This window comes from Ferriphaselus amnicola (assembly GCF_000974685.2).
Lineage (GTDB): Bacteria > Pseudomonadota > Gammaproteobacteria > Burkholderiales > Gallionellaceae > Ferriphaselus > Ferriphaselus amnicola.
This window is the reverse complement of the sequence record NZ_AP018738.1, coordinates 366,222-388,900: the sequence shown is the minus strand read 5'-3', so window position 1 is coordinate 388,900 and position 22,679 is coordinate 366,222. Positions and strand designations below refer to the sequence as shown.

Below are 22,679 nucleotides of genomic sequence, written 5' to 3'. Positions count from 1 at the left end.
GGGAGTTCGTCCACTTTGGGCAGCTATTCAGTTGAAATCACCAAAATTGCACAAGCGCAAAAGCTCGCAACGGCAGGGCAACTCAGCACAACCACCGCTATAGGTAACGGGACCCTCACCTTCGACTTCGGTAGCATCAGCGGCGGAACCTTTGACTCTGTCACCGGGAAATACACAGGGGCGAGCTTTACCAATAGCGGCGCAAGCAGTGGTACGGTCACTATTGATGCCACCAACAATTCTTTGCAGGGCATCCGTGACGCAATCAACACAGCCAAAATCGGCGTTACTGCATCCATCGTAAATGATGGAAGTGGCACTCCCTACCGCTTAGCGTTAAGCTCCAACAATATGGGCAGCAGTAACAGTGTGAAGATTTCTGTTGCTGGCGATGCCGGCTTGAGTAGTCTGCTCGCACACGACCCCGCCGGCACCCAAAGCCTAGCCGAAACCGCTACCGCTCAAAATGCCTTATTCAAGGTTGATGGCATTAGCATCAGCAAAAGCAGCAACATCATCACCGATGCAATTGCCGGTGTCACTCTGACGCTAAAAAAACCAAGCACTTCGCCAGTTTCGCTAGATGTAGCCACAGATAATAGTGCTGCCACCAAATCCGTTCAGGGCTTCGTGGATGCTTTCAACACGCTGAACAAGTCTTTGAGCAGCGCTCTAGCTAGTGGCGTGGTTGGCTCTACTGCACCGCTACATGGCGATGCTCTGATCCGCTCATTACAAAGCCAAATTCGTAGCGTCCTGAGCACCCCTCTCTCCAACAATGGCAGTACGGTCAATACGCTGTCTCAAATTGGGGTTAGCTTTCAGCCTGACGGGTCGCTGGCGCTCAACTCCACAAAATTAAGCGCAGCCATCAGCAGCAATGCGAAAGACGTCGCCAGCATTTTTGCCGCTTCTGGCAGCGCTACTGATAGCTTGGTCAGCTTTAGCTCCGGCAGTGTATCGACTAAACCAGGGAGCTATGCAGTTAGCATCAGCCAGTTGGCTACGCAAGGCAGCTTGACCGGCTCTGCTGCCGCAGGCACAACCATCACAGCGGGAGCGAATGACACCATAGATTTGACTGTAAACGGTGTTGCGTCGTCGATTACCTTAAGTGCAGGGACTTACACCGCAACCTCGCTCGCCGCCGAGGTACAAGCAAAAATCAACGGTGTCAGTGCGCTATCTGCCGCAGGAGTCTCGGTTGGCGTTGGGCAAGCCAGTGGTGTAATTAGTATCACATCCAATACCTATGGCTCCTCTTCCAGCGTATCCGTCACTGGCGGCAACGGAGCAAGCAACCTGCTTGGAGCGACACCAACCTCGACTTCAGGGCTAAATGTCGAAGGCAGTATTGATGGCACCAGCATTATCGGCTCAGGCCGTTCGCTAGTTTCGACCACAGGAAACTCAAATGGATTGTCATTGACTATCAGCGGAGGAGCGCTTGGATCACGCGGCACCGTGAGCTATTCGCAGGGCTACGCCTACCAACTGAACCAAATCGCCACGACTGCACTTGCCTCGAATGGCTCCTTGACCTCTCGCACCGATGGCCTCACCAACTCAGTCCGTGATATAGGCAAGCAAATCGACTCGATGAATGTACGCATGACCGTCATTGAGGCACGCTTACGCAAACAGTACTCATCTCTTGATGCCATGCTTGGCAAAATGAGCACTACCAGCAGCTACCTCTCACAACAATTAAGCAAGCTCTGAGGGAGACAATCATGGTCGCAACACAAGGAATCAATGCCTACAACAAGGTTGGCGTAGAATCGAATATCGCTGGAGCATCTCCGCATGACCTGATCATCATGCTTTATCAAGCCTCCGTAGCAAGCATAGACAACGCCAAGCGTCAGATCGCCCAAAAGGAAATTGCAGCCAAGGGGGCGTCTATTAGCCGCGCTATCTCTCTGATTGGTAGTGGGCTGCAGGCAAGCTTGGATCGTGAAGTCGGTGGCGAAATCGCGCAGAATCTGTTTGATCTCTATGGCTATATGATTCAGCGCTTGGTCCAAGCCAACATCAGCAACGACTTGGCCATTTTGGACGAAGTCGAAAGACTACTGATTGACCTGCAAGGCGCTTGGGAAAGTATCAAACGTCCAGCTGTTCAAACCGCTGCGTATCCAACCGCTCCGAGTCGCGCAGCAATGACCTACGATAGGATCTGAGTCATGAGCGCCGTACTCGACAATTACGAATATCTGTCTGGGATCACTGGACAGATGCGTGATGCCGCCAAACAAGGCGAATGGGATCATCTGGTCGAGTTGGAGCACAAGTGTAGTGAACGGGTAGAGGTAATGAAAGCTCAGCCATCGCCTCCTACGGATGAAGAGACTCGTCAGCGCAAGGTGGCGCTCATCAAAAAGATCTTGGCAGATGATGCCGAGATTCGCAATCGGACCGAAGTGTGGATGGAACAACTCCAGCGCATCATGACCAGTGCCCGTAGCGAGCGCCGCCTACAACAAGCTTATTCCGCTGGACAGTAGTCACGTGATGGACGGAGATGCTACCTACCCAGCTATTTACCTCCATTCAGCAACTCGCCCTTAGCCAGCGTCCGCTGGTCACTGGCGTGACGGATGTCGCGCCAGTCAGCACCAATTTTGAAATCGGCCAGAAGATGCAAGGCCACGTGCAAGCACAAGTTGCCGCCGGCATATTCCGAGTTCGAGTTGCAGACCACTCCCTTCAAATGTCTCTGCCCTCGAATATGCGTACGGGCGACCAAGTCGAACTGGAGGTCGTCTCGCTCCAACCTAAGCTGACATTCACCATGTCGGCCTCGACCAACCCCCTATCCACACCAGATCAACTCAGTCTTGCTGCTCGCCTATTCTCGGCTTTGTCGCAACAGCCACCGGAGCGTGCGAAGGTGCAGGCCGCCCAAGGACAGGCGTTGTGGTTACAATCACAGCCGCCAGATGTACCGCAACTCGCGGGCAAGCTACTTGATGCGCTCAGCCAAAGCGGCCTATTTTATGAGTCGCACCAAGTGCAATGGCTGGAAGGTAACCGCAGCACTGCTCAATTGTTGCAAGAACCCCAGAACCTAACGCCCGAGCAGGCAAAGCTATCCAACGGTGCGGAATCCGCTCGCCAAATCCTAGCGCAAACAGATCACAACATAAGCAGCCACTTATCGAGCACCCCCAACCATGTACAGAATCTAGTACAGCAACAACTCAATGCACTGGATACAGGCCAAGTGATGTGGCAAGGGCAAGTCTGGCAAGGGCAAGAGATGCAATGGGAAATTCATGGAGAAGCACCGCGACAAGCCAATGACGAAAGCGAACACCAGTGGGTAACGCAAATCCATCTAGAGTTACCGAACCTAGGGGAGGTCTCAGCACAGCTTAGACTGACTGATCGGGGGCTTAGTTTGCAACTAGCCTCCCCCGAAGGGCAGACGCGCACTACCTTGGGCAACGCCAGCTCAGAACTAGTCGCAGCACTCACCGAACGCGGCATTTCCGTCATCAGCACACAAGTGAGCGAACATGGTACAGCCGAATAAACGGCAGATGGCGGTCGCCCTCGCTTACCATGGCAATGACACAGCACCTAAAGTAGTCGCCAAGGGGCGCGGCCTCATCGCCGAAGCCATCATTGAGCGCGCAAAAGAAAGTGGCGTGTTCGTGCACGAATCAGAAGATATGGTCGGCCTGTTAATGCAAGTGGAGCTAGATCAGCAGATCCCGCCACAACTATACCTAGCAGTAGCCGAGCTGCTAGCTTGGCTATATCGGTTAGAGCATGGGAAAATCCCCTCTGATCTCACAATTGCAGAACAAGTCAGCAAGTCACAATCGAAACAAGTCTAAGTGGAATGAGAAAACGATGTACAAAGAACCTGAAATCCCGCTCAATATCGCACGACTCTCCCATGAAGAGGAGCAGCAGTTCCTGATAACTTCGCAGAAGGAGATTCTATTCATTCTGCACACCATCGAACACAAGCAAAGCCGCTCGGCGCTGTTCTTTAACGATGGCGCGAATTTCCTACTCACCACCGTGCTCGACGTCAATGAAAGTGGCTTATGGCTAGGAGCCAGCAATTTGGACTCAGAGAACAGCGCCGCTCTGGAGAGCAAGGATGCGATCTTCGTCAGTTCACACTATCAGGTAAGAGTGCAATTCAGCGCAAGTAAAGTGGAAACTGCTCACCATAATGATCAGAATGCGCTGTACATTCCACTACCTAAATCCATCTTGCGCATGCAGCGGCGCGACTACTTCCGCTTACCTACTCCATTCCAAAATCCGCTCCAGTGCGTGATTACAACTTCCGACCCACAGGTCATCCCGCCGGAACAACAAGTCACCATCATGGACATCAGTGTCGGCGGCGTCGCCTTGGTGTGTGAAGAGCACAACATCGAGTTACTTCCTGGCAACATCTACCCAAACTGCCAAATTGAATTGCCCGATGTAGGCACCCTCACCGCCTCCATCAAAGTAAAAAACTCGTTTGAAGTCCTCGCACCAGATGGCTCGACACAAAAACGTGCTGGCTGCGAATTCCAGAAACTGGATGGCGCAAGTGAAATCATGCTGCAACGCTTCATTTCTCTGATGCAGCTACAGCGTGACGACTAAACACCGCCCCCCAGAGCTGCCCGAACCTAGCGCAAAAGCGCTAATTTATTGAGTCACATCCGCTGCTTGGGGTATAATCCGCGCCCTGCTTGGCCACCGATCATTTTTAGTCGGTAAGGCGGCAGAATTCACACACTGATCCGGTTGGGGTGCCCGCAAGGGTCTAGCGGAACAGTGGAAAGAGCTAACCCTTAACAATCATGGAGTAAGTATGTCTGTAACGATGCGTCAAATGCTGGAAGCCGGTGTCCACTTCGGTCACCAAACCCGTTTCTGGAACCCGAAGATGGCTCCGTTCATTTTCGGCCACCGCAACAAGATTCACATCATCAATCTGGAAAAGACCGTACCGATGTTCAACGATGCGCTGAAATTCGTGCGCAAGTTGTCCGCCGATAAGGGCTCAGTATTGTTCGTCGCTACCAAGCGCCAAGCACGCGAAATCATCAAGGAAGAAGCGCAACGCGCAAGCTGCCCTTACGTTGACCATCGCTGGCTGGGCGGCATGCTGACCAACTTCAAGACCGTGCAACTGTCTATCAAGCGCCTGAAGGAACTGGAAAGCATGATGGAAGATGGCACCATCGACAAGGTTTCCAAAAAGGAAGGCCTGATGTTTAAGCGCGAACTGGAAAAGCTGGAGCGTAGCTTGGGCGGCATCAAGGATATGCCTGGCCTACCACAAGCGATCTTCGTGATAGACGTTGGCTACCAAAAGGGCACCATCGTTGAAGCGCAGAAGCTGGGCATCCCAGTCATCGGCATCGTCGATACCAACCACTCACCGCTGGGCGTGGACTTCATCGTTCCGGGTAACGATGACTCCAGCCAAGCAATTCGCCTGTACGCACGCGGCGTGGCTGATGCTGTATTGGAAGGTCGCGCTCAGGCACTGAGCGATCTGGTGGCTAAAGTCGCCGATGCGGAAGTAGCAGCTTAATTCCCCGCAGATAAACAAGGGGGCGCAAGCCCCCTTTTTTGTAACTATTCAACGAGTCAAGGAGTTAAAGATGGCGGAAATTACCGCAAGCATGGTGATGGCACTACGTGGGGCGACTGGCCTCGGCATGATGGAATGCAAGAAGGCCCTGATCGAAACCAATGGCGATGCCAAGGCAGCTGAAGAGCTGCTGCGCATCAAGAGCGGCGCGAAAGCCACCAAGGCTGCCTCTCGCATCACTGCCGAAGGCGTGGTCAGCGCATTCGTAAGCACCGACGGCAAGTCCGGCGCCGTAGTCGAAGTGAACTGCGAAACCGATTTCGTCGCCAAGAACGACGACTTCAATGCCTTTGCCCGCAATGTCGCACAAACTGTGACCGAGCAAGATCCGACTGACATCGCCGCCTTGTCCGACCTAGCTATTGCCAACGGCACCGGCACTATCGAAGAAGCTCGCAAAGCACTGGTAATGAAGATTGGCGAGAATGTAACTGTGCGCCGCTTCACCCGCTACGCGACCACCACAGGCAAGCTGGCCACCTACCTGCACGGCAGCAAGATCGGCGTAATGGTTGAATACGCTGGCGGCAGCGACACGTTGGGTCGCGACATCGCGATGCACATCGCCGCAAGTAAGCCCAAGGCCATCGACGCTTCCGGCGTGAATGCGGAAGACATCGAGACCGAGCGTCGTATCGCCATCGAAAAGGCTCGCGAAGCTGGCAAACCCGAAGCGATGCTGGAAAAGATCGCCGAAGGTACTGTGCAGAAATTCCTCAAGGAAATGACGCTGCTGGGCCAAATCTTCGTCAAGGCTGAAGACGGCAAGCAAACCATCGAACAACTGCTGAAAGCTCAAGCCGCTTCCGTAGCCGCCTTCCAGATGTTTGTCGTGGGCGAAGGTATCGAAAAAGTGGTGGAAGATTACGCCGCTGAAGTCGCCGCCACCATTGCCGCAGCCAACAAGGGTTAAACCATGACGAATACCACCCCAGCCTACAAGCGCATCCTGCTCAAACTTTCCGGCGAAGCCCTGATGGGCGATGATAGCTACGGTATCAACCGTGGCGTGATCGAACGCATCGTGGCCGAAATCGGCGAGGTGGTCGCGCTTGGGGTGCAGGTGGCCATCGTCATCGGCGGCGGCAACATCTTCCGGGGAGTAGCACCTGCTGCTGCCGGGATGGATCGCGCTACCGCCGATTACATGGGCATGCTCGCCACCGTGATGAACGCGATGGCGTTGCAGGATGCCATGAAGCATCAAGGACTGGAATGCCGCGTGCAGTCCGCGCTGAATCTGGAGCAAGTCGCCGAGCCGTTCATTCGCGGCAAAGCCTTGCGCTACCTGGAAGAAGGCACGGTCGTCATCTTCGGCGCAGGCACCGGCAACCCCTTCTTCACCACTGACACCGCTGCCGCACTCCGCGGCGTGGAAATGTCAGCGGATGTCGTCATCAAGGCGACCAAGGTGGACGGCATCTACACGGCCGACCCAAAGAAAGACCCGAGCGCGACACGCTATGAAAAGCTCAGCTTCGATGAGGCGATCGCCAAAAATCTCAAGGTGATGGACGCCACCGCACTGACACTGTGCCGCGACCAAAACCTGCCTATCATCGTGTTCAGTATCTTCAAACTGGGCGCGCTCAAGCGCGTCGTCATGGGTGAAGGTGAAGGCACGCTGGTACACTTGTAATCAAGCATTGCTGGCTCAAGGAGACACACGATGATTTCTGATGTCAAGAAAACCGCCGAACAGAAGATGACCCGTTCGCTGGAAACGCTAAAAACAGACTTCGGCAAGGTTCGCACCGGTCGCGCCCACACGGGCATTCTAGATCACGTCACCGTGGATTATTACGGTAGCCCGATGCCCATCAATCAGGTTGCGAGTGTGACCTTGATCGACTCGCGCACCATCGGTGTACAGCCCTTTGAAAAGAACATGAGTGGCCCCATCGAACGCGCCATTCGTGACTCCGATCTAGGCCTGAACCCCGCATCACAGGGCAACATCATCCGCGTCCCGATGCCGATGCTGACCGAAGAACGCCGCCGCGACCTGATCAAGGTGGTACGTGGCGAAGCCGAGAACGGCAAGGTCGCCGTACGCAATATCCGTCGTGACGGCAATGAGCAACTTAAAAAGCTGCTCAAGGATAAATCCATCAGCGAAGACGACGAGCGTCGTGCACAAGACGACATCCAGAAGTTGACCGATCGCTTCGTTGCCGAGATCGACAAGGCACTGCAAGTCAAGGAAGCCGACCTGATGGCGGTTTAAGGTAGCAGATAGGCACGTTACGTGCTTTCTGCTTGCAGGTACAGATACACACAAGGTAGGCATCCATGGCACTGTTCAAAAGCCCCACCCTCACCATTCCTGATGCACCTAGCGTGCCGCGCCACATCGCGGTCATCATGGATGGCAATGGGCGCTGGGCCAAACAGCGCTTCCTACCCCGAGTTGCAGGACATCAGCGTGGCGTGAAAACATTGCGCGAATTGGTGCTGACCTGCCTCGACATGAAGATTGACTACCTGACGGTTTTCGCCTTCAGCAGTGAGAACTGGCGCCGCCCTGCGGACGAGGTCTCGTTCCTGATGGAGCTTTTCGTCAAGGTACTTCAGCGCGAGTTCAAACATCTGCACAAGGACAATGTCCGCCTGAAGATCATCGGCGACCGCAGTCGTCTGGGCGACAAGCTCAATCAGATGATCGAGGAGACCGAAGCGCTAACTGCCAACAACACCGCACTTACCTTCACCGTAGCCGCTAATTACGGAGGCCGCTGGGACGTGATGCAGGCAATGCAGACCTTGCTTAAGGAGCACCCAGAAGCCTCAGCCGGATTCGATGAGGAAGCTCTGACCCCCTATCTATCCATGAACTACGCACCGGAGCCAGATTTATTCATCCGCACCGGTGGCGAGCAACGCATCAGTAACTTCCTGCTCTGGCAACTGGCTTACACCGAACTGTATTTTACCGACACGCTATGGCCCGCATTCAACCGCGCCGAACTGGACAAAGCCATCGCTTCCTACCAGCATCGAGAGCGACGTTTCGGACGTATCAGCGAACAACTCAAGCAGGAAACGCCGGGTGCTTAAACAGCGCGTCCTCACCGCAATCGTCCTACTGGCGCTGCTGCTGTTAGCGCTATTCGCCTTACCCAGCTGGGGCTGGGCGATTTTGGTGGGGGTCATGCTGATGCAAGGTATCGCAGAATGGACGACACTTGCCAAGCTGGAGGGCGGTGAAGCTAGCAAGTTCCGCGCAATTTCTCTCTTATTGGTTCTCGCCTTACTCGCTTTCGAGTTATTTGCACCCGCCCAATCTCAGTTTCTCCCCAAGCTTGCGCTCTATATCATCTCTGCACTGCTGTGGATATTCATCATTCCTGCGTGGATGATCGCGAACTGGAAACCAAGCAACCCCTGGCTAATGGGCATCACCGGCTGGGCACTACTGCTGCCTACCGGCCTTGCCATGCTCGACTTGCGCACCATCAGCCCGTGGCTATTGCTCGGCTTGATGGGACTCGTCTGGGTTGCCGACAGTGCCGCCTATTTCGCCGGAAGACGCTTCGGCAAGCACAAACTCGCTGCCGCCATCAGTCCCGGCAAGACATGGGAGGGTGTGGCTGGTGCCATGCTCGGCGTCACGATCTATGTAGTGGCTGTCGCTTGGTACAGCGGCCTATATCATCAGTACCTGATCTTCCCCTCCGTAGTCGTAGCGGCTTGGTGGTGGGTCGGCCTGTCTGTCATAGGTGACTTATTCGAGTCACTCATCAAACGCCAAGCTGGTGTAAAAGATAGCGGGTCACTCCTACCCGGACACGGCGGCCTACTCGATCGTATCGACGCATTGACCTCCACTCTACCCCTGGCCGCACTGGTCATTTTGTTACAGACACTGGCATGAGCAAGCTCACCACACTCACCGTACTCGGCTCCACCGGCAGCATCGGAAAAAGCACCCTAGACGTTGTCGCCCGCCACCCGGATCGCTATCGCATCTACGCACTCACCGCCAACCAGCAGGATGGCATGCTGCTTGAGCAATGCCAGCAATTCGCACCCAAATTCGCCGTATTGCTAGACGAAGCTGCTGCCGAGCGGCTGTCTGCCAATTTGCGTAGCGCAGGCTCTGCCACTCAAGTCCTGACGGGCGTTGCTGCATTGGAGCAAGTATCCGCTGCCGCCGAAGTCGATGCCGTGATGGCGGCCATCGTTGGCGCCGCCGGATTACGCCCAACGCTCGCTGCTGCCCACGCAGGCAAAAAGATCTTGTTGGCAAACAAAGAGACATTAGTGATGGCGGGCGCTGTTTTCATGGACGCCGTACGCGCCAGCGGCTCCGTGCTACTGCCCATCGACAGCGAGCACAACGCTATCTTTCAATCGATGCCGCACAACTATGGCGGAGACCTAACCACCTCAGGCATCAGTAAGATATTGCTCACCGCCTCTGGCGGCCCGTTCCGCAACACGCCACTATCCGAGCTACACCATGTCACGCCGGAGCAAGCCTGTGCCCACCCGAACTGGAGCATGGGTCGCAAGATCTCGGTGGACTCCGCCTCCATGATGAACAAGGGGCTGGAAGTCATCGAAGCACACTGGCTGTTCAACGCACCTGCTGACAGCATCCAAGTCGTGGTACATCCGCAAAGCGTGATCCACTCGCTGGTGCAATACGTGGATGGCTCGGTGCTGGCGCAACTTGGCAATCCAGACATGCGCACGCCCATCGCCTATGGGCTGGCCTATCCAGAGCGCATCGATGCGGGAGTCGCGCCACTCGACTTGTTCAAAATCGCCCAACTCAATTTCGTCGCGCCGGATTTCGAGCGTTTCCGCTGCCTCGCGTTGGCCTATCAGGCGTTGCGCGCAGCAGGAACTGCGCCTTCCATTCTGAATGCAGCAAACGAAGTAGCCGTTGCCGCCTTCCTAGATCGCCAGATTCCATTCCTTGCCATCCCGCGTTTGATCGAAGCCGTGCTGGAACGCTTGCCGGTCAAGGCAGTGACCGCAGTAGAAGACGTGCTAACCGCCGATGCAGATGCCCGCGCCACAGCGCTGGAACTGATGCCATCGTTCCATTGAACATATGAACACCCTGCTGTCCTTCCTGCTCACCATCGCGGTACTGGTGGTGTTCCATGAGCTGGGACACTACTGGGTAGCGCGTTGGTGCGGCGTGAAAGTGCTGCGCTTCTCGGTCGGTTTCGGCAAAGTCATCTACAGCAAACGCTTTGCGCACAGCGACACGGAATGGACGCTCTCCGCCCTGCCGCTAGGCGGCTACGTCAAAATGCTGGATGAACGCGAAGGCAACGTCGCCGAGTACGAGCTGCCGCGCGCCTTCAACCGTCAGTCGGTGTTCAAGCGCATGGCCATCGTCGTCGCAGGACCGGTCGCCAACTTGCTGCTAGCCATCGTGCTCTACTGGGCGATGTTCCTGCACGGCGTGCCCGGACTCAAGCCCATGCTGGGAACGATCCCGCCGCAGACCCCTGCCGCCAGTGCTGGGCTGTTAGAACGAGAAACCCTTAGCAGCATCAATGGTGAAGCCGTACCAACGTGGCAGGAAGCACGCTGGATGTTGCTGGATGCGGCTCTGAAAGACGCCCCAATTGAAATTGAGGCACTCACCGCAGAAGGCATGACGCTTCGCCACCGACTCGACGCATCCAGCCTCAAGCCAGCTGATCTGGATGGTGACTTCCTGAAGAATCTGGGCTTACAACCCTGGCAGCCGACGATCTACCCCGTCTTCGGCAAACTCGCGGACAACAGCGTCGCTCAACGTGCTGGCCTGCAAACGGGCGATCAGGTCTTGCGCGCCTCAGGCAAAGAGGTGAAGCTCTGGGAAGAGCTGGTAACGATCATTCGCAGTCACCCCGGCCAGCCACTCGCACTTGAACTGCTGCGCGCCGGTTCGCCATTGACGATCACCCTGACACCGGAGTCCGTCAACGAGGCTGGGCTGACCGTGGGCAAGATCGGTGCCGCACCGCAGGTGGATCGGAAACTGTTCGAGGCGATGTTGACCGAAGTCCGCTACAACGCCGTGGAAGCGCTGCCGCAAGCCATACGCAAGACTTGGGAAACCGCCGTAGTCAGCCTGAAAATGATGGGAAAGATGCTCGCGGGCGAAGTGTCGATGAAGAATCTGAGTGGCCCGCTCACCATCGCCGACTATGCGGGACAATCCACCCAGATGGGCTTGATTGCCTACTTAGGCTTTCTTGCCCTGATCAGCATCAGCCTAGGCATCCTCAACCTGATGCCGGTTCCGTTATTGGATGGAGGGCATTTGCTGTATTATACCGTCGAGTTGATCAAGGGTAGCCCAGTGTCCGAACGGACATGGGAGATCGGACAGAAAGTGGGCACTGCCCTACTCGTCACCATGATGGCGATGGCGTTATACAACGACATCAGCCGCCTGATTTTAGGTTGAAATAATGGATTTTAAGAAACTCGCGCTTCTTCTTTCGCTGCTGTACGCCACCCCTAGCCAAGCCATTGAGCCGTTCGTCGTCAAAGACATACGTGTCGAGGGAATCCAACGTACCGAAGCCGGCACCGTGTTCAGTTACCTACCAATCAAAGTGGGCGACACGCTTGACGACACCAAATCGGCCTCTGCCATTCGTGCCTTGTTCGCCACTGGCTTCTTCAAAGACGTACGTTTGGAAGTCGAGCAAGGTGTGCTGGTGGTCTTAGTACGCGAACGTCCAGCCATCGCCAGTGTAACTATCGAGGGCGTCAAAGACTTCCCCAAAGATCAGCTAAGTAACTCGATGAAGATGGTGGGACTGGCTGAAGGCCGCATCTTCGACAAATCAGCACTCGATAAGGCCGTGCAGGAATTAAAGCGCCAATATGTAGCTCGCGGTAAATACGGAGTGACCGTCAAGGGAAGAGTCACGGAACTAGAGCGTAACCGTGTCGCCGTCAATCTGGATGTTATGGAAGGCGGCGTTTCCACGATCAAGCAGATCAACTTCGTTGGCAATCACGCGTTCCCCGGGGACGAGTTGCAAGACATGATGAAGCTGAATACGTCGAATTGGAAAAGCTGGATAACCAAGGACGATCAGTATTCCAAACAAAAGCTTTCCGGCGACTTGGAAACTGTACGCTCGCACTATCTAGATAACGGTTATCTCGAATTCACCATCGACTCTACCCAAGTCTCGATCAGCCCAGACAAACAAGACATCTACATCACGGTGAATGTCACAGAGGGTGATAAATACACCGTCTCTGAAATCAAGTTCTCAGGCGGAGAGAAGGTTCTCTCTCATGATCTGGCTCGCACTCAATTGACCATCAAGCCAGGTTCGGTCTTTTCACGAAAAGAAATCAGCGAGTCCACCCGCAAGATCACCGAACAGTTTGGTGATCTCGGTTACGCTTTTGCCAATGTGAATGTCATTCCCGAACTAGATAAAGAGAAGCACACCGCATCGTTGACCATCGTCAGCGAACCGGGGCAACGAGTCTATGTTCGCCGCATCAATGTCGCGGGCAATACCAAGACGCGTGATGAAGTGATCCGGCGGGAGTTTCGTCAAATGGAAAGTGCGTGGTATGCCACGTCCAAGCTAAAGAAATCGAAGCAGAAAGTCGATCGGCTAGAGTACTTTAGCGCAGTCAACATCGAGACGCCGCCGATTCAAGGTACGGCGGATCAACTCGATGTAAATATCACAGTGAAGGAAAAATCCACCGGCAGCTTGAATGTCAGCGCCGGCCTGTCCAGTGGTGAGGGACTCATCTTGGGCGGTTCGATCTCGCAGAGTAATATTTTTGGCTCCGGCAATTTCCTTTCGACACAAGTCAATACGAGTAAGATCAACCAAGTCTATTCCGTCTCGTACACCAACCCATACTACACGGATACCGGTATCAGTCGCGGCTTTGATGTCTATAAACGCACCACCAAAACCGTCAACGGCACCGTCATGGCACGCTACCTATCGGACACAATAGGTACAGGCATCCGTTTTGGTGTTCCGCTGGACGACGACGACTCCCTACAATATGGATTAAGTGCCGAACGCACGACATTGGGCATCACAGCGCTAACCCCCCAACGTTACATTGATTACATCAACACCTTCGGGGCGACCACTAGCAATCTATCGGCCACCATAGGCTTAAACCACGACAGTCGAGACAGCGCGATCTACACAACGCAAGGCACGGTACGCCGTGCTTATACCGAGATCAGCATGCCGATCTCCAGTCAGCAATATTACAAACTCAATTTCCAACAACAATGGTTTTATCCGGTAGCCCGAGACGTGACCTTCATGCTGAATGGCGAGCTTGGATTTGGTAATGGTTATGGCAATAAGACCTTCCCGTTCTTCAAGAATTTCTATGCAGGCGGCATCGGGTCGGTGCGAGGATATCAGCCCAACTCACTCGGCCCCATCGATGCGAGCGGTTTTTCCACCGGGGGCACCAAACGTGTCGTAGCTAATGCCGAGTTGCTTTTCCCCATTCCAGGACAAGGTCGTGACCCCTCATTACGGATGAGCGCCTTCGTCGATGCCGGTGCGGTCTATGGCCAAACAGGGGGCGGCGTCACCGCTGGCGTAGCTGGCTTCCGCTACACCACAGGGGTAGCCTTGGCTTGGTTGTCGCCCGTCGGCCCACTTAAAATCAGCGTGGGTACGCCCATTAATAAACAGCAGGGTGATAGACTGCAAATGTTCCAGTTCACGCTGGGTTCGCTGTTCTAGCCGTCAGATCAGGAGTCAAACATGTTAAACATAGCGAAACCCTTATTTTCCGCGCTGCTGCTGATCACTAGTTCTCAGTTAGTCGCGGCAGAGTTTCGGGCAGGTGTAGTCGATACCGAACGCATTTTGCGCGAATCGGTTCCGGCAGCAAGAGCTGAAAGCAAGCTTGAGAAAGAGTTCTCGACACGCGATCAGGAAATCAAAAAGCTGCTAAAACAGGCTAAGGAAATCCAAGCCTATCTGGAAAAGGTAGCTGGCACGCCTCCCGATGCAGCCCATCGCAGCAAGGAGCGTGAACTGGCCAACTTGAACTCCAATCTGCAACGCATGCAGCGCGAATACAACGAGGATTTGAATCTGCGCAAGAGCGAGGAATTAGCCATCGTGCTCGAACAGGCCAGTAAAGCCCTGCAAATCATCGCCGAGGCCGAGAAGTTCGATCTAGTGTTGGATGTGCAATCGCGCGTATTCCACACACCGAAAATCGACATCACCGACAAGGTGCTGAAATTCCTAGCTGCTGAAGAAGACAAAGCTGCCAAAAAATAGGCCGCCGCACGTATGAGTTCCATTTCTTACCGTTTGGCAGAGCTGGCCGAACGTTTCGGCGGACGAGTGTTGGGTGATGCCGACACCACCATCCACCAAGTAGGCACGCTGGACAGCGCCAGCCACGGACAGATCAGCTTCCTCACCAACAGCAGATACCGCACACAACTCGCAGCCACACGTGCGAGCGCGGTCATCGTGAGCGAGGCCGATGCCGATGCCACAGGGCTGCCGCGCCTAGTCAGCCCCAATCCTTACGCCTGCTTCGCCAAGGTCTCAGCGCTGCTCAATCCTTCGCCGGCTATTGAGCCGGGCAACCATCACTCTGCCAGCATTGAAGAGTCCGCCGAGATTGCTGAAAGCACCGAGATCGGCGCAAACGTGGTCATCGGCAAGCATGTAAAGATCGGCGAACACTGCGTCATCATGGCTGGCTGCGTCATCGGCAACGGCGTAGTCATAGGCGATCATTGCCGCTTGTACCCCAACGTCACCGTCTATCATGGCTGTGTCATCGGTGACCGGCTGATCGCCCATTCCGGCACCGTGATCGGCGCCGACGGCTTCGGTTTGGCTTGGGATGCAGGTAACTGGCTGAAGATTCCGCAGATCGGCCGCGTAATCATTGGCAACGACGTTGAGATCGGTGCTAACACCACCATCGACCGGGGCGCGCTGGACGACACCGTGATCGGCGACGACGTAAAGCTGGACAACCAGATTCAGATCGCGCATAACGTGCGCATCGGCGATCACACCGCCATCGCCGGTTGCGTCGGTATCGCAGGCAGCACCACCATCGGCCAATATTGCTGCATCGGAGGTAGCGCGGGCATCATCGGCCACTTGAACATCGCCGACAACGTGGAGATTTCTGCCTTCTCGCTGGTGAGTAAATCCATCACCGAGTCGGGCAGCTACACCGGCATCTTCCCCTTGAGTCGTAAAGAAGAGTGGCGCAAGACTGCCGCACAATTGCGCCACTTGGACGACTTCGCCCACCGCATCAAACAACTGGAAAAACAACTGGCCGCGTTGCAGAGCCAGCACAACAACGAGGAGAAAGCATGAGCACCCCCATCTGCATGGATATCAACGAGATTCTGAAGCGTTTGCCGCATCGCTACCCCTTCCTGCTGGTGGATCGCGTGATCTCCATCGATCCGGGTAAGGAAATCGTCGCGCTGAAGAACGTCTCCATGAACGAGCCCTTCTTCCCCGGCCACTACCCGCATCACCCAGTGATGCCCGGCGTGCTCATTATCGAAGCCATGGCGCAGACTGCCGCGCTGCTCTCCTTCGCCGCCATGGACGGTGGCGGCCCAGATGAGAACTCGGTGTACTATTTTGTCGGCATCGACGGCGCACGCTTCAAGCGCCCCGTGGTGCCGGGCGACCAGCTCATCCTGAAAGTACAGCCGATCCGCAACATGCGCGGCCTGTGGAAATTCAAGGCGACCGCCGAGGTGGACGGCCAACTCGCCGCCGAGGCCGAAATCATGTGCACCATGAAGGCCAAGTAATGCGCCATCCGACCGCCATCATCCATCCCAGTGCAAAGCTGGCCGACGACGTTCAGGTCGGGCCGTATTCCATCATCGGCGAGCACGTCGAGATCGGTGCAGGCACGGTGATTGGCCCGCACGTGGTCATCACCGGCCACACCACCATCGGCAAGCACAACCAGATCTTCCAGTTCTGCTCATTAGGCGAAGTACCGCAGGACAAAAAATACGCCGGCGAACCAACTCGGCTGGAGATCGGCGACCACAACGTCATCCGCGAAAGCTGTACTTTTAATCTTGGCACCGTGCAAGATCGCGGCGTCACCAGCGTCGGCAGCCACAACTGGATCATGGCCTACGTCCACATCGCGCACGACTGCGTGGTGGGCAATCACACGATCTTCGCCAACCAGTCCACGCTGGCTGGCCACGTCATCATCGACGACTACGTGATCCTCGGCGGCTTCACCGGCGTGCACCAGTTCTGCCGCGTCGGCGAAAGCGTCATCACTGGCATCGCTGCCGTGGTACGACAGAACGTGCCGCCTTATCTGACCGTTTCCGGCACACCCGCTGCGCCGCACGGCATCAACGCCGAAGGGCTAAAGCGTCGCGGCTTCTCGCCGGAAGCGATTCTAGCCGTCAAGCGTGCCTACAAAACGCTGTACCGCAACGGCCTGTCACTGGAACAAGCGCGTGTAACCATCGCCGCCGACGTACCCGCCCACCCCGAACTCGCCCTGTTCGTCGAAGCGCTGGCCCACTCCGAACGCGGCATCGTCCGCTAAACGGCGATGGCGCAGGTCAAAACCATCGCGCTGGTCGCGGGTGAAGCTTCGGGCGATCTGCTCGGCAGTCACCTGATCGCGGCCATCCGCCAGTATTCGCCCAATGTGCGTTTCGTCGGTATCGGCGGCCCCAAGATGAAATCGGCAGGCATGGAGGTCTGGTTTCCGATGGAGAAACTAGCAGTGCGCGGCTACGTCGAGGTGCTCAAGCATTACCACGAGATCGTCGGCATCCGCAAGCAGCTGCGCCGCCGCCTGCTGGACGCGCCGCCCGATCTGTTCATCGGCGTGGACGCGCCCGACTTCAATCTTGATCTGGAACTGGCGCTGAAGCAGCGCGGCATCCCCACCGTGCATTACGTCAGCCCCTCGATCTGGGCTTGGCGCGGCGAGCGCATCCATAAGATCAAGCGCGCCGTGTCTCACATGCTGGCGCTGTTCCCTTTTGAAGAGCCGCTGTACGACCGCGAGGACATTCCCTGCACCTACGTTGGCCACCCGCTGGCCGACATACTGCCCGCCATTCCCAACCGGCAAGCTATGCGCGAGCAAATGCGTTTATCGCTGGACGCGACCATCATCGCCCTGCTGCCGGGCAGCCGCCAGAGCGAAGTGCAGCATCTGGCCGACACCTTCATCGCCACCGCCAAGCTCATCGCTGACAAGATTCCCAACGTGCATTTCCTCGTGCCGCTGGTCACCCGCGAAACGCGGCAGATCTTTGAAGAAGCGCTGTGGCGCGGCGAAGGCGGCCACCTACCGCTGACCATGTTATTCGGCCACGCCCACGACGCGATGATCGCCGCCGACGGCATCCTCATCGCCTCTGGCACCGCCACACTGGAAGCCGCGCTACTCAAGCGCCCGATGGTCATCACCTACAAAGTGCCTAAGTTCACCTACTGGCTGTCCAAGCGCAAAGCCTACCAACCGTGGATCGGCCTACCTAACATCCTCGCCAAGCGCTTCGTGGTGCCAGAGATTCTGCAAGACGATGCCACGCCGGAACACCTCGCCCAAGCGTTGCTCAACCTGATGGGCAGCAAACTCGCGCTCGAAGGACTGGAGATCGAGTTCGGCAAAATGCACGACCAGCTGCGCCAGGACACCGCGCACAAAGCCGCGCAAGCCATCTTGCCGTATCTCAGCCGGACATGAGTACTCAGATTCTTATCTGCGGCGTAGATGAAGCCGGGCGTGGCCCGCTTGCCGGGCCTGTGTATGCTGCTGCGGTGATTCTGAACGATGCTCGCCCGATCATTGGACTGAACGACTCCAAGAAACTCAGCGAGAAAAAGCGCAAGAAGCTGGCGCTGGAGATACGCGAACACGCCCTCGCCTGGGCCATCGCCACCGCCAGTGTCGAAGAAATCGACCGCATCAACATCCTGCGCGCCAGCCTGCTGGCGATGAAACGCGCCGTCGAAGCACTCAGTCTCACGCCGCACGAGGTGCTGGTGGACGGCTTGCACTACCCCGACACCGGCCTGCCCAGTAGCGCCATCGTCAAGGGCGACAGCACCGTGGCCGCGATCTCCGCCGCCTCCATCCTTGCCAAAACAGCGCGTGACGCTGCGCTGCTGGAGCTGCACGAAACCTATCCGCACTACGGTTTCGCCATCCACAAAGGCTACCCCACCGCTGCCCACCTCACCGCCCTGCGCGAACATGGCCCCTGCGCTGAACACCGCCGCAGCTTCGGACCGGTTAAGGCTTTACTCACCCGCTGAAAGGACACTCATGGCCGTCATTAAATGTCACGTTTGCAAAAAAGAATACACGCCCTCTTCAGTGAAATGCCCCGGCTGCGGCACGCTGAAACCGGAGAATGCCGAACTAGTCGAGCCGGACATGCGCTACATCCAAGCCAAATCCAACGCCGTGCTGATATTCGCCGGACTGATCGTCCTCATGTTGCTGAGTTTCATTGGACTGGCCCTGTACATGACATTTCGCTGAATACTCCGCTCACGACGGGTAGAACGAAGCAGGCCACGAGCATCGTTGCTAACTCTAAAAACCAAGCAAACATACTCCAGCTCAAAAAGGTGCCGCGCAGACTTTGACCAGCATTTTCTAAATTTCTCTTGCTATTTAATCGCTTGCCCCTATAATGCGCGCCTTGCCGCTCATTGCGGCATTGGTTCATCGTTATCTGACCCCCTGCGTCCCCCGTCTTTTCGGATTGCGCCTCGATTCACCGGTTAGCGACGATGTGTTTGCGCCGGTAGAACTTACCCCCTACTGAATTTTGCTGTGTGGCCTAGCCGCACAGTGCGCCATTGCTTGTATGTAAGGAATAAACATGTCCGTAGAAAATACCCCGGCAGTCAACACTGCCGCTGAGATCACTTTTGCCTCGATCGGCCTGAACCCACTCATCCTGAAGGCTGTCGAAGAGTCCGGTTACACCGTTCCCACCGCGATTCAGGCACAGGCTATCCCTGAAGTCATGGCTGGCCATGATCTGATGGCTTCCGCCCAAACCGGCACCGGCAAGACCGCTGCCTTCATTCTGCCTGCGTTGCATCGTCTTGCCGAACCTTCGGCTGTACGCAGCAAAGGCCCACGCGTGCTGGTGCTGACACCGACCCGCGAACTGGCTCAGCAGGTTTCCGAAGCCGCTGCCAAGTACGGCAAGAATATGCGCGTCAAGGTGGTGAGCATTTTGGGTGGTATGCCCTACCCGCTGCAAAACAAGCTGCTGTCGAATCCGGTGGACATTCTGGTGGCGACTCCGGGTCGTCTGATCGACCACATCCAACGCGGTCGTATCGACTTCTCGCGTCTGGAAATGCTGGTGCTGGACGAAGCCGACCGCATGCTGGACATGGGCTTCTCGGAAGACGTAGAAAGCATCGCCAACGCGACGCCCAAGACTCGCCAGACTCTGCTGTTCTCCGCAACGCTGGATGGCGTGGTTGGCGCACTGGCTGACCGTCTGCTGAAGACACCGAAGCGCATCAGCGTCACCGCACAACACGCCAAGCACGAGAACATCGAACAGCGTTTGATGTTCACCGACGACATGGCGCACAAGAGCCAGTTGCTAAGCCACTTGCTGACCGACATCGACCTGAATCAAGCCGTGGTGTTCACCGCCACCAAGCGCGATGCCGACATGCTGGCCGACCAACTGCAAGCACAAGGCCACTCCGTGGCTGCTTTGCACGGCGACATGAATCAGCGCGAACGTAACCGCACTCTGACCAATCTGCGTCGCGGCCAAGTGCGCATTCTGGTAGCGACTGACGTGGCCGCTCGCGGCATCGACGTAGCCGGAATCTCGCACGTGATCAACTTCGACCTGCCCAAGTTCGCTGAAGACTACGTGCACCGCATCGGCCGTACTGGTCGTGGCGGCGCGTCCGGCATCGCCGTGTCGTTCGCTTCCAACCGCGACACCATGTTGCTCAAGCGCATCGAACGCTACACCGGCCAGCCCATCACCCAGCACACCGTTCCGGGCATGGAGCCGAAGTTCAAGCCACGTCCAGCCTCGTCGGCCAAGCCACAAGGTCGCGGCGGTTTCGGTCGCCACACCGCACCGGACAGTCGCCACGGTTTCCCGCGTGATGACCGCAACGGCAGTGCGCCACGTCGCGAAGGTCACTCCCACAATCGCTTCACCAACCCTAACGGCAACCGTCCGCAAGGTGCAGGTACTGGCAACGGCGGCGCTCCCGCCGGTGCAGGTGGTCAACGTCGCCCGAGCAGCGGCAACAGCTTCAGCCTAGGTCGCGGCCACAACAGCGCGAACAACGGCAACAAGCGTTAAGACCTTTAGCAAGCAATAAAAAAGCCCGCAGATGCGGGCTTTTTTATTAGACTTGATAACTTAGTCTCGATCACGTCGGCGATCATGGTCATGCTCACGTCCACGATAGCCGCGATCATCATAATCACGACCTCGAGGTTGATACACCGGCTGTTGTTGTCCACCCGTGCTTACTGCCGCACCAACTGCACCGCCAATAGCCCCACCCAAGATAGCACCACCTTGGCCACCGACCGCTTGGCCAACGCCAGCACCGACTCCACCACCAACCGCACCACCAAGCACTGCTTGATTCTGATTCGGATTAACACATGCCGCCAATAGCAACAAAGAACCCACCACCAATATCTTTTTCATTTTCACGCTCCTTTAGTCTCTGTCACCGCGATGACCACGCTCACCGCGATCGCCATGATCGTGATGATGCTCGTGCTCATGCTCTCGTTCATAACCATTCCCGCGCCGCTGTTGCTGGCGTGGGGCTGGTGCCACTTGCTGACGACCACTAGTACCCACTGCCGCACCCGTTGCACCGCCCAACGCGCCACCAATGATGGCACCATTCTGCCCACCCAGTTGCGAACCGACTGCTGCGCCCACTCCACCGCCTAGCGCGCCACCCAAAATCGCGCCGGAATCAGCCGCGTAAGCAGCACCGCTTGCCGTCATGGCAGCCAACAATACAAAACTCGAAACTTTCATGCCATTCTCCTTGTTGAGATAAGCGCACCGAATGCGCCGTACTGAGAGTCATCGCAACCGATTTGGTTCCGCGATGGCAGGTATTGTAATCCAGACTACGGCGATAACCTATCACTCAACTCATATACTTTTTTGCAGCTAATCGCCGCATGGAATATCCATCGGCAGGACGAAATCGCCGCATCCTGCTATCCTCACGCCCCAGTAAATTACGAGTTAGCATCATGGCCGTCAGCATCAAAACCTCAGAAGAAATCTCAAAGATGCACCTTGCCGGACGCTTGGCAGGCGAGGTGCTCGATTACATCGCACCGCATGTGCAGGCAGGCATCACCACTGACGAGCTGGACAAGCTCTGTCACGACTATATGGTGAATGTGCAAGGTTGCGTGCCCGCACCGCTCAACTATGCGCCCTCGGGACACAATCCCTACCCCAAGTCGATCTGCACCTCGATCAACCATCAGGTTTGCCACGGTGTCCCTAGCGACAAAAAGCTAAAGAATGGCGACATCGTCAATCTTGACATCACCACCATCAAAGATGGTTTCCACGGAGACACCAGCCGCATGTACTACGTCGGCGAGCCGTCTATCCAAGCCAAGCGGTTGTGCGAAAGTACCTATCTGGCGATGTGGCGCGGCATCCGTGCGGTCAAGCCGGGGGCCACCTTGGGCGACATCGGCTTCGCGATCCAAAGTTATGCCGAAAGCTTGGGTTATAGCGTAGTACGCGAATTCTGCGGCCACGGCATCGGTCGTCGCTTCCACGAAGAACCACAAGTGCTGCACTACGGCAAAGCTGGCACTGGCCTGCGCCTTGAGCCAGGCATGATCTTCACCATCGAGCCGATGATTAACGCGGGCAAAGCCGGCATCAAGCAATTGGGCGATGGCTGGACAGTGGTCACCAAGGATCACAGCCTGTCGGCACAATGGGAGCACACCATCCTCGTCACGGAAACGGGCTTCGAGGTGCTGACGCTATCTGCTGGAGCACCCGAGATTCCAGCTTAAGCGCACC

At 56.2% G+C, this 22,679-nt stretch carries 26 protein-coding genes; 24 read left to right on the top strand and 2 right to left on the bottom strand.

Features of this window, described 5'->3' with window-relative positions; all coding sequences use genetic code 11:
• The first annotated feature begins 15 nt into the window (after nt 1-15).
• The 23 genes from fliD to OYT1_RS01670 all read left to right on the top strand — a co-directional run bounded on the left by fliD (nt 16) and on the right by OYT1_RS01670 (nt 20,954).
• Complete coding sequence (fliD, locus tag OYT1_RS01775; protein ID WP_232013210.1) at nt 16-1,722, top strand: flagellar filament capping protein FliD; 1,707 nt, start codon at nt 16-18, stop codon at nt 1,720-1,722.
• An 11-nt stretch (nt 1,723-1,733) separates the two neighbouring features.
• A complete protein-coding gene (fliS, locus tag OYT1_RS01770; protein WP_062625617.1) occupies nt 1,734-2,183 on the top strand; it encodes a flagellar export chaperone FliS in 450 nt (149 codons plus the stop codon).
• A 3-nt stretch (nt 2,184-2,186) separates the two neighbouring features.
• Nucleotides 2,187-2,507, top strand: coding sequence for a flagellar protein FliT (locus tag OYT1_RS01765; protein ID WP_062625618.1), 321 nt, complete (start codon nt 2,187-2,189; stop codon nt 2,505-2,507).
• 17 nt (nt 2,508-2,524) lie between these two features.
• On the top strand, nt 2,525-3,538 hold the full coding sequence (gene fliK / locus OYT1_RS01760) for a flagellar hook-length control protein FliK (RefSeq protein ID WP_084611892.1): 1,014 nt from the start codon (nt 2,525-2,527) through the stop codon (nt 3,536-3,538).
• Nucleotides 3,522-3,845 carry an EscU/YscU/HrcU family type III secretion system export apparatus switch protein gene (locus OYT1_RS01755; RefSeq protein ID WP_062625620.1) on the top strand — a complete coding sequence of 108 codons (324 nt, stop codon included), beginning with the start codon at nt 3,522-3,524 and terminating at the stop codon, nt 3,843-3,845. The genes fliK and OYT1_RS01755 overlap by 17 nt, the downstream gene beginning before the upstream one ends.
• 16 nt (nt 3,846-3,861) lie before the next feature.
• Nucleotides 3,862-4,620 carry a flagellar brake protein gene (locus tag OYT1_RS01750; protein WP_062625621.1) on the top strand — a complete coding sequence of 253 codons (759 nt, stop codon included), beginning with the start codon at nt 3,862-3,864 and terminating at the stop codon, nt 4,618-4,620.
• Between the two features lie 211 nt (nt 4,621-4,831).
• Nucleotides 4,832-5,560: a 30S ribosomal protein S2 gene (rpsB, locus tag OYT1_RS01745; protein WP_062625622.1), complete on the top strand. Its 729-nt coding sequence runs from the start codon at nt 4,832-4,834 to the stop codon at nt 5,558-5,560.
• Between the two features lie 70 nt (nt 5,561-5,630).
• Nucleotides 5,631-6,533: a translation elongation factor Ts gene (gene tsf / locus OYT1_RS01740; protein ID WP_062625623.1), complete on the top strand. Its 903-nt coding sequence runs from the start codon at nt 5,631-5,633 to the stop codon at nt 6,531-6,533.
• A 3-nt stretch (nt 6,534-6,536) separates the two neighbouring features.
• Complete coding sequence (gene pyrH / locus OYT1_RS01735) at nt 6,537-7,259, top strand: UMP kinase (RefSeq protein WP_062625624.1); 723 nt, start codon at nt 6,537-6,539, stop codon at nt 7,257-7,259.
• 30 nt (nt 7,260-7,289) lie between these two features.
• Entirely contained in the window at nt 7,290-7,847 is a 558-nt protein-coding gene (gene frr, locus OYT1_RS01730; protein WP_062625625.1) for a ribosome recycling factor, read from the top strand.
• 65 nt (nt 7,848-7,912) lie between these two features.
• On the top strand, nt 7,913-8,677 hold the full coding sequence (locus OYT1_RS01725) for an isoprenyl transferase (RefSeq protein ID WP_062625626.1): 765 nt from the start codon (nt 7,913-7,915) through the stop codon (nt 8,675-8,677).
• Nucleotides 8,670-9,494, top strand: coding sequence for a phosphatidate cytidylyltransferase (locus tag OYT1_RS01720; RefSeq protein ID WP_062625627.1), 825 nt, complete (start codon nt 8,670-8,672; stop codon nt 9,492-9,494). The genes OYT1_RS01725 and OYT1_RS01720 overlap by 8 nt, the downstream gene beginning before the upstream one ends.
• Nucleotides 9,491-10,678 (top strand): 1-deoxy-D-xylulose-5-phosphate reductoisomerase, encoded by a 1,188-nt coding sequence (gene ispC / locus OYT1_RS01715; RefSeq protein WP_062625628.1) that lies wholly within the window; start codon nt 9,491-9,493, stop codon nt 10,676-10,678. The genes OYT1_RS01720 and ispC overlap by 4 nt, the downstream gene beginning before the upstream one ends.
• 4 nt (nt 10,679-10,682) lie before the next feature.
• Complete coding sequence (gene rseP, locus OYT1_RS01710) at nt 10,683-12,038, top strand: RIP metalloprotease RseP (RefSeq protein WP_062625629.1); 1,356 nt, start codon at nt 10,683-10,685, stop codon at nt 12,036-12,038.
• 4 nt (nt 12,039-12,042) lie between these two features.
• The gene (gene bamA / locus OYT1_RS01705) at nt 12,043-14,334 is read left to right on the top strand and encodes an outer membrane protein assembly factor BamA (RefSeq protein ID WP_062625630.1); all 2,292 of its coding nucleotides are present in this window, start codon (nt 12,043-12,045) and stop codon (nt 14,332-14,334) included.
• A 21-nt stretch (nt 14,335-14,355) separates the two neighbouring features.
• Nucleotides 14,356-14,883, top strand: coding sequence for an OmpH family outer membrane protein (locus tag OYT1_RS01700; RefSeq protein ID WP_062625631.1), 528 nt, complete (start codon nt 14,356-14,358; stop codon nt 14,881-14,883).
• 12 nt (nt 14,884-14,895) lie between these two features.
• A complete protein-coding gene (lpxD, locus tag OYT1_RS01695) occupies nt 14,896-15,954 on the top strand; it encodes a UDP-3-O-(3-hydroxymyristoyl)glucosamine N-acyltransferase (RefSeq protein ID WP_062625632.1) in 1,059 nt (352 codons plus the stop codon).
• The gene (fabZ, locus tag OYT1_RS01690) at nt 15,951-16,406 is read left to right on the top strand and encodes a 3-hydroxyacyl-ACP dehydratase FabZ (RefSeq protein WP_232013209.1); all 456 of its coding nucleotides are present in this window, start codon (nt 15,951-15,953) and stop codon (nt 16,404-16,406) included. The genes lpxD and fabZ overlap by 4 nt, the downstream gene beginning before the upstream one ends.
• Nucleotides 16,406-17,176 (top strand): acyl-ACP--UDP-N-acetylglucosamine O-acyltransferase, encoded by a 771-nt coding sequence (gene lpxA / locus OYT1_RS01685; RefSeq protein ID WP_062625633.1) that lies wholly within the window; start codon nt 16,406-16,408, stop codon nt 17,174-17,176. Before fabZ ends, lpxA begins: the two co-directional genes overlap by 1 nt.
• Nucleotides 17,177-17,182: 6 nt before the next feature.
• A complete protein-coding gene (gene lpxB, locus OYT1_RS01680; protein WP_062625634.1) occupies nt 17,183-18,334 on the top strand; it encodes a lipid-A-disaccharide synthase in 1,152 nt (383 codons plus the stop codon).
• A complete protein-coding gene (gene rnhB / locus OYT1_RS01675) occupies nt 18,331-18,906 on the top strand; it encodes a ribonuclease HII (protein WP_062625635.1) in 576 nt (191 codons plus the stop codon). Before lpxB ends, rnhB begins: the two co-directional genes overlap by 4 nt.
• 10 nt (nt 18,907-18,916) lie before the next feature.
• Nucleotides 18,917-19,135: a hypothetical protein gene (locus OYT1_RS13525; RefSeq protein WP_062625636.1), complete on the top strand. Its 219-nt coding sequence runs from the start codon at nt 18,917-18,919 to the stop codon at nt 19,133-19,135.
• 346 nt (nt 19,136-19,481) lie between these two features.
• Nucleotides 19,482-20,954 carry a DEAD/DEAH box helicase gene (locus tag OYT1_RS01670; protein WP_084611894.1) on the top strand — a complete coding sequence of 491 codons (1,473 nt, stop codon included), beginning with the start codon at nt 19,482-19,484 and terminating at the stop codon, nt 20,952-20,954.
• Between the two features lie 60 nt (nt 20,955-21,014).
• On the opposite strand, the gene OYT1_RS13520 is transcribed toward OYT1_RS01670, so the two are convergent.
• Entirely contained in the window at nt 21,015-21,311 is a 297-nt protein-coding gene (locus OYT1_RS13520; protein WP_062625637.1) for a hypothetical protein, read from the bottom strand.
• 12 nt (nt 21,312-21,323) lie between these two features.
• Nucleotides 21,324-21,656 (bottom strand): hypothetical protein, encoded by a 333-nt coding sequence (locus OYT1_RS01665; RefSeq protein ID WP_062625638.1) that lies wholly within the window; start codon nt 21,654-21,656, stop codon nt 21,324-21,326.
• A gap of 224 nt (nt 21,657-21,880) precedes the next feature.
• On the opposite strand from OYT1_RS01665, the gene map reads away from it, so the two are divergent.
• A complete protein-coding gene (map, locus tag OYT1_RS01660) occupies nt 21,881-22,672 on the top strand; it encodes a type I methionyl aminopeptidase (RefSeq protein ID WP_062625639.1) in 792 nt (263 codons plus the stop codon).
• The last annotated feature ends 7 nt before the right edge of the window (nt 22,673-22,679 follow it).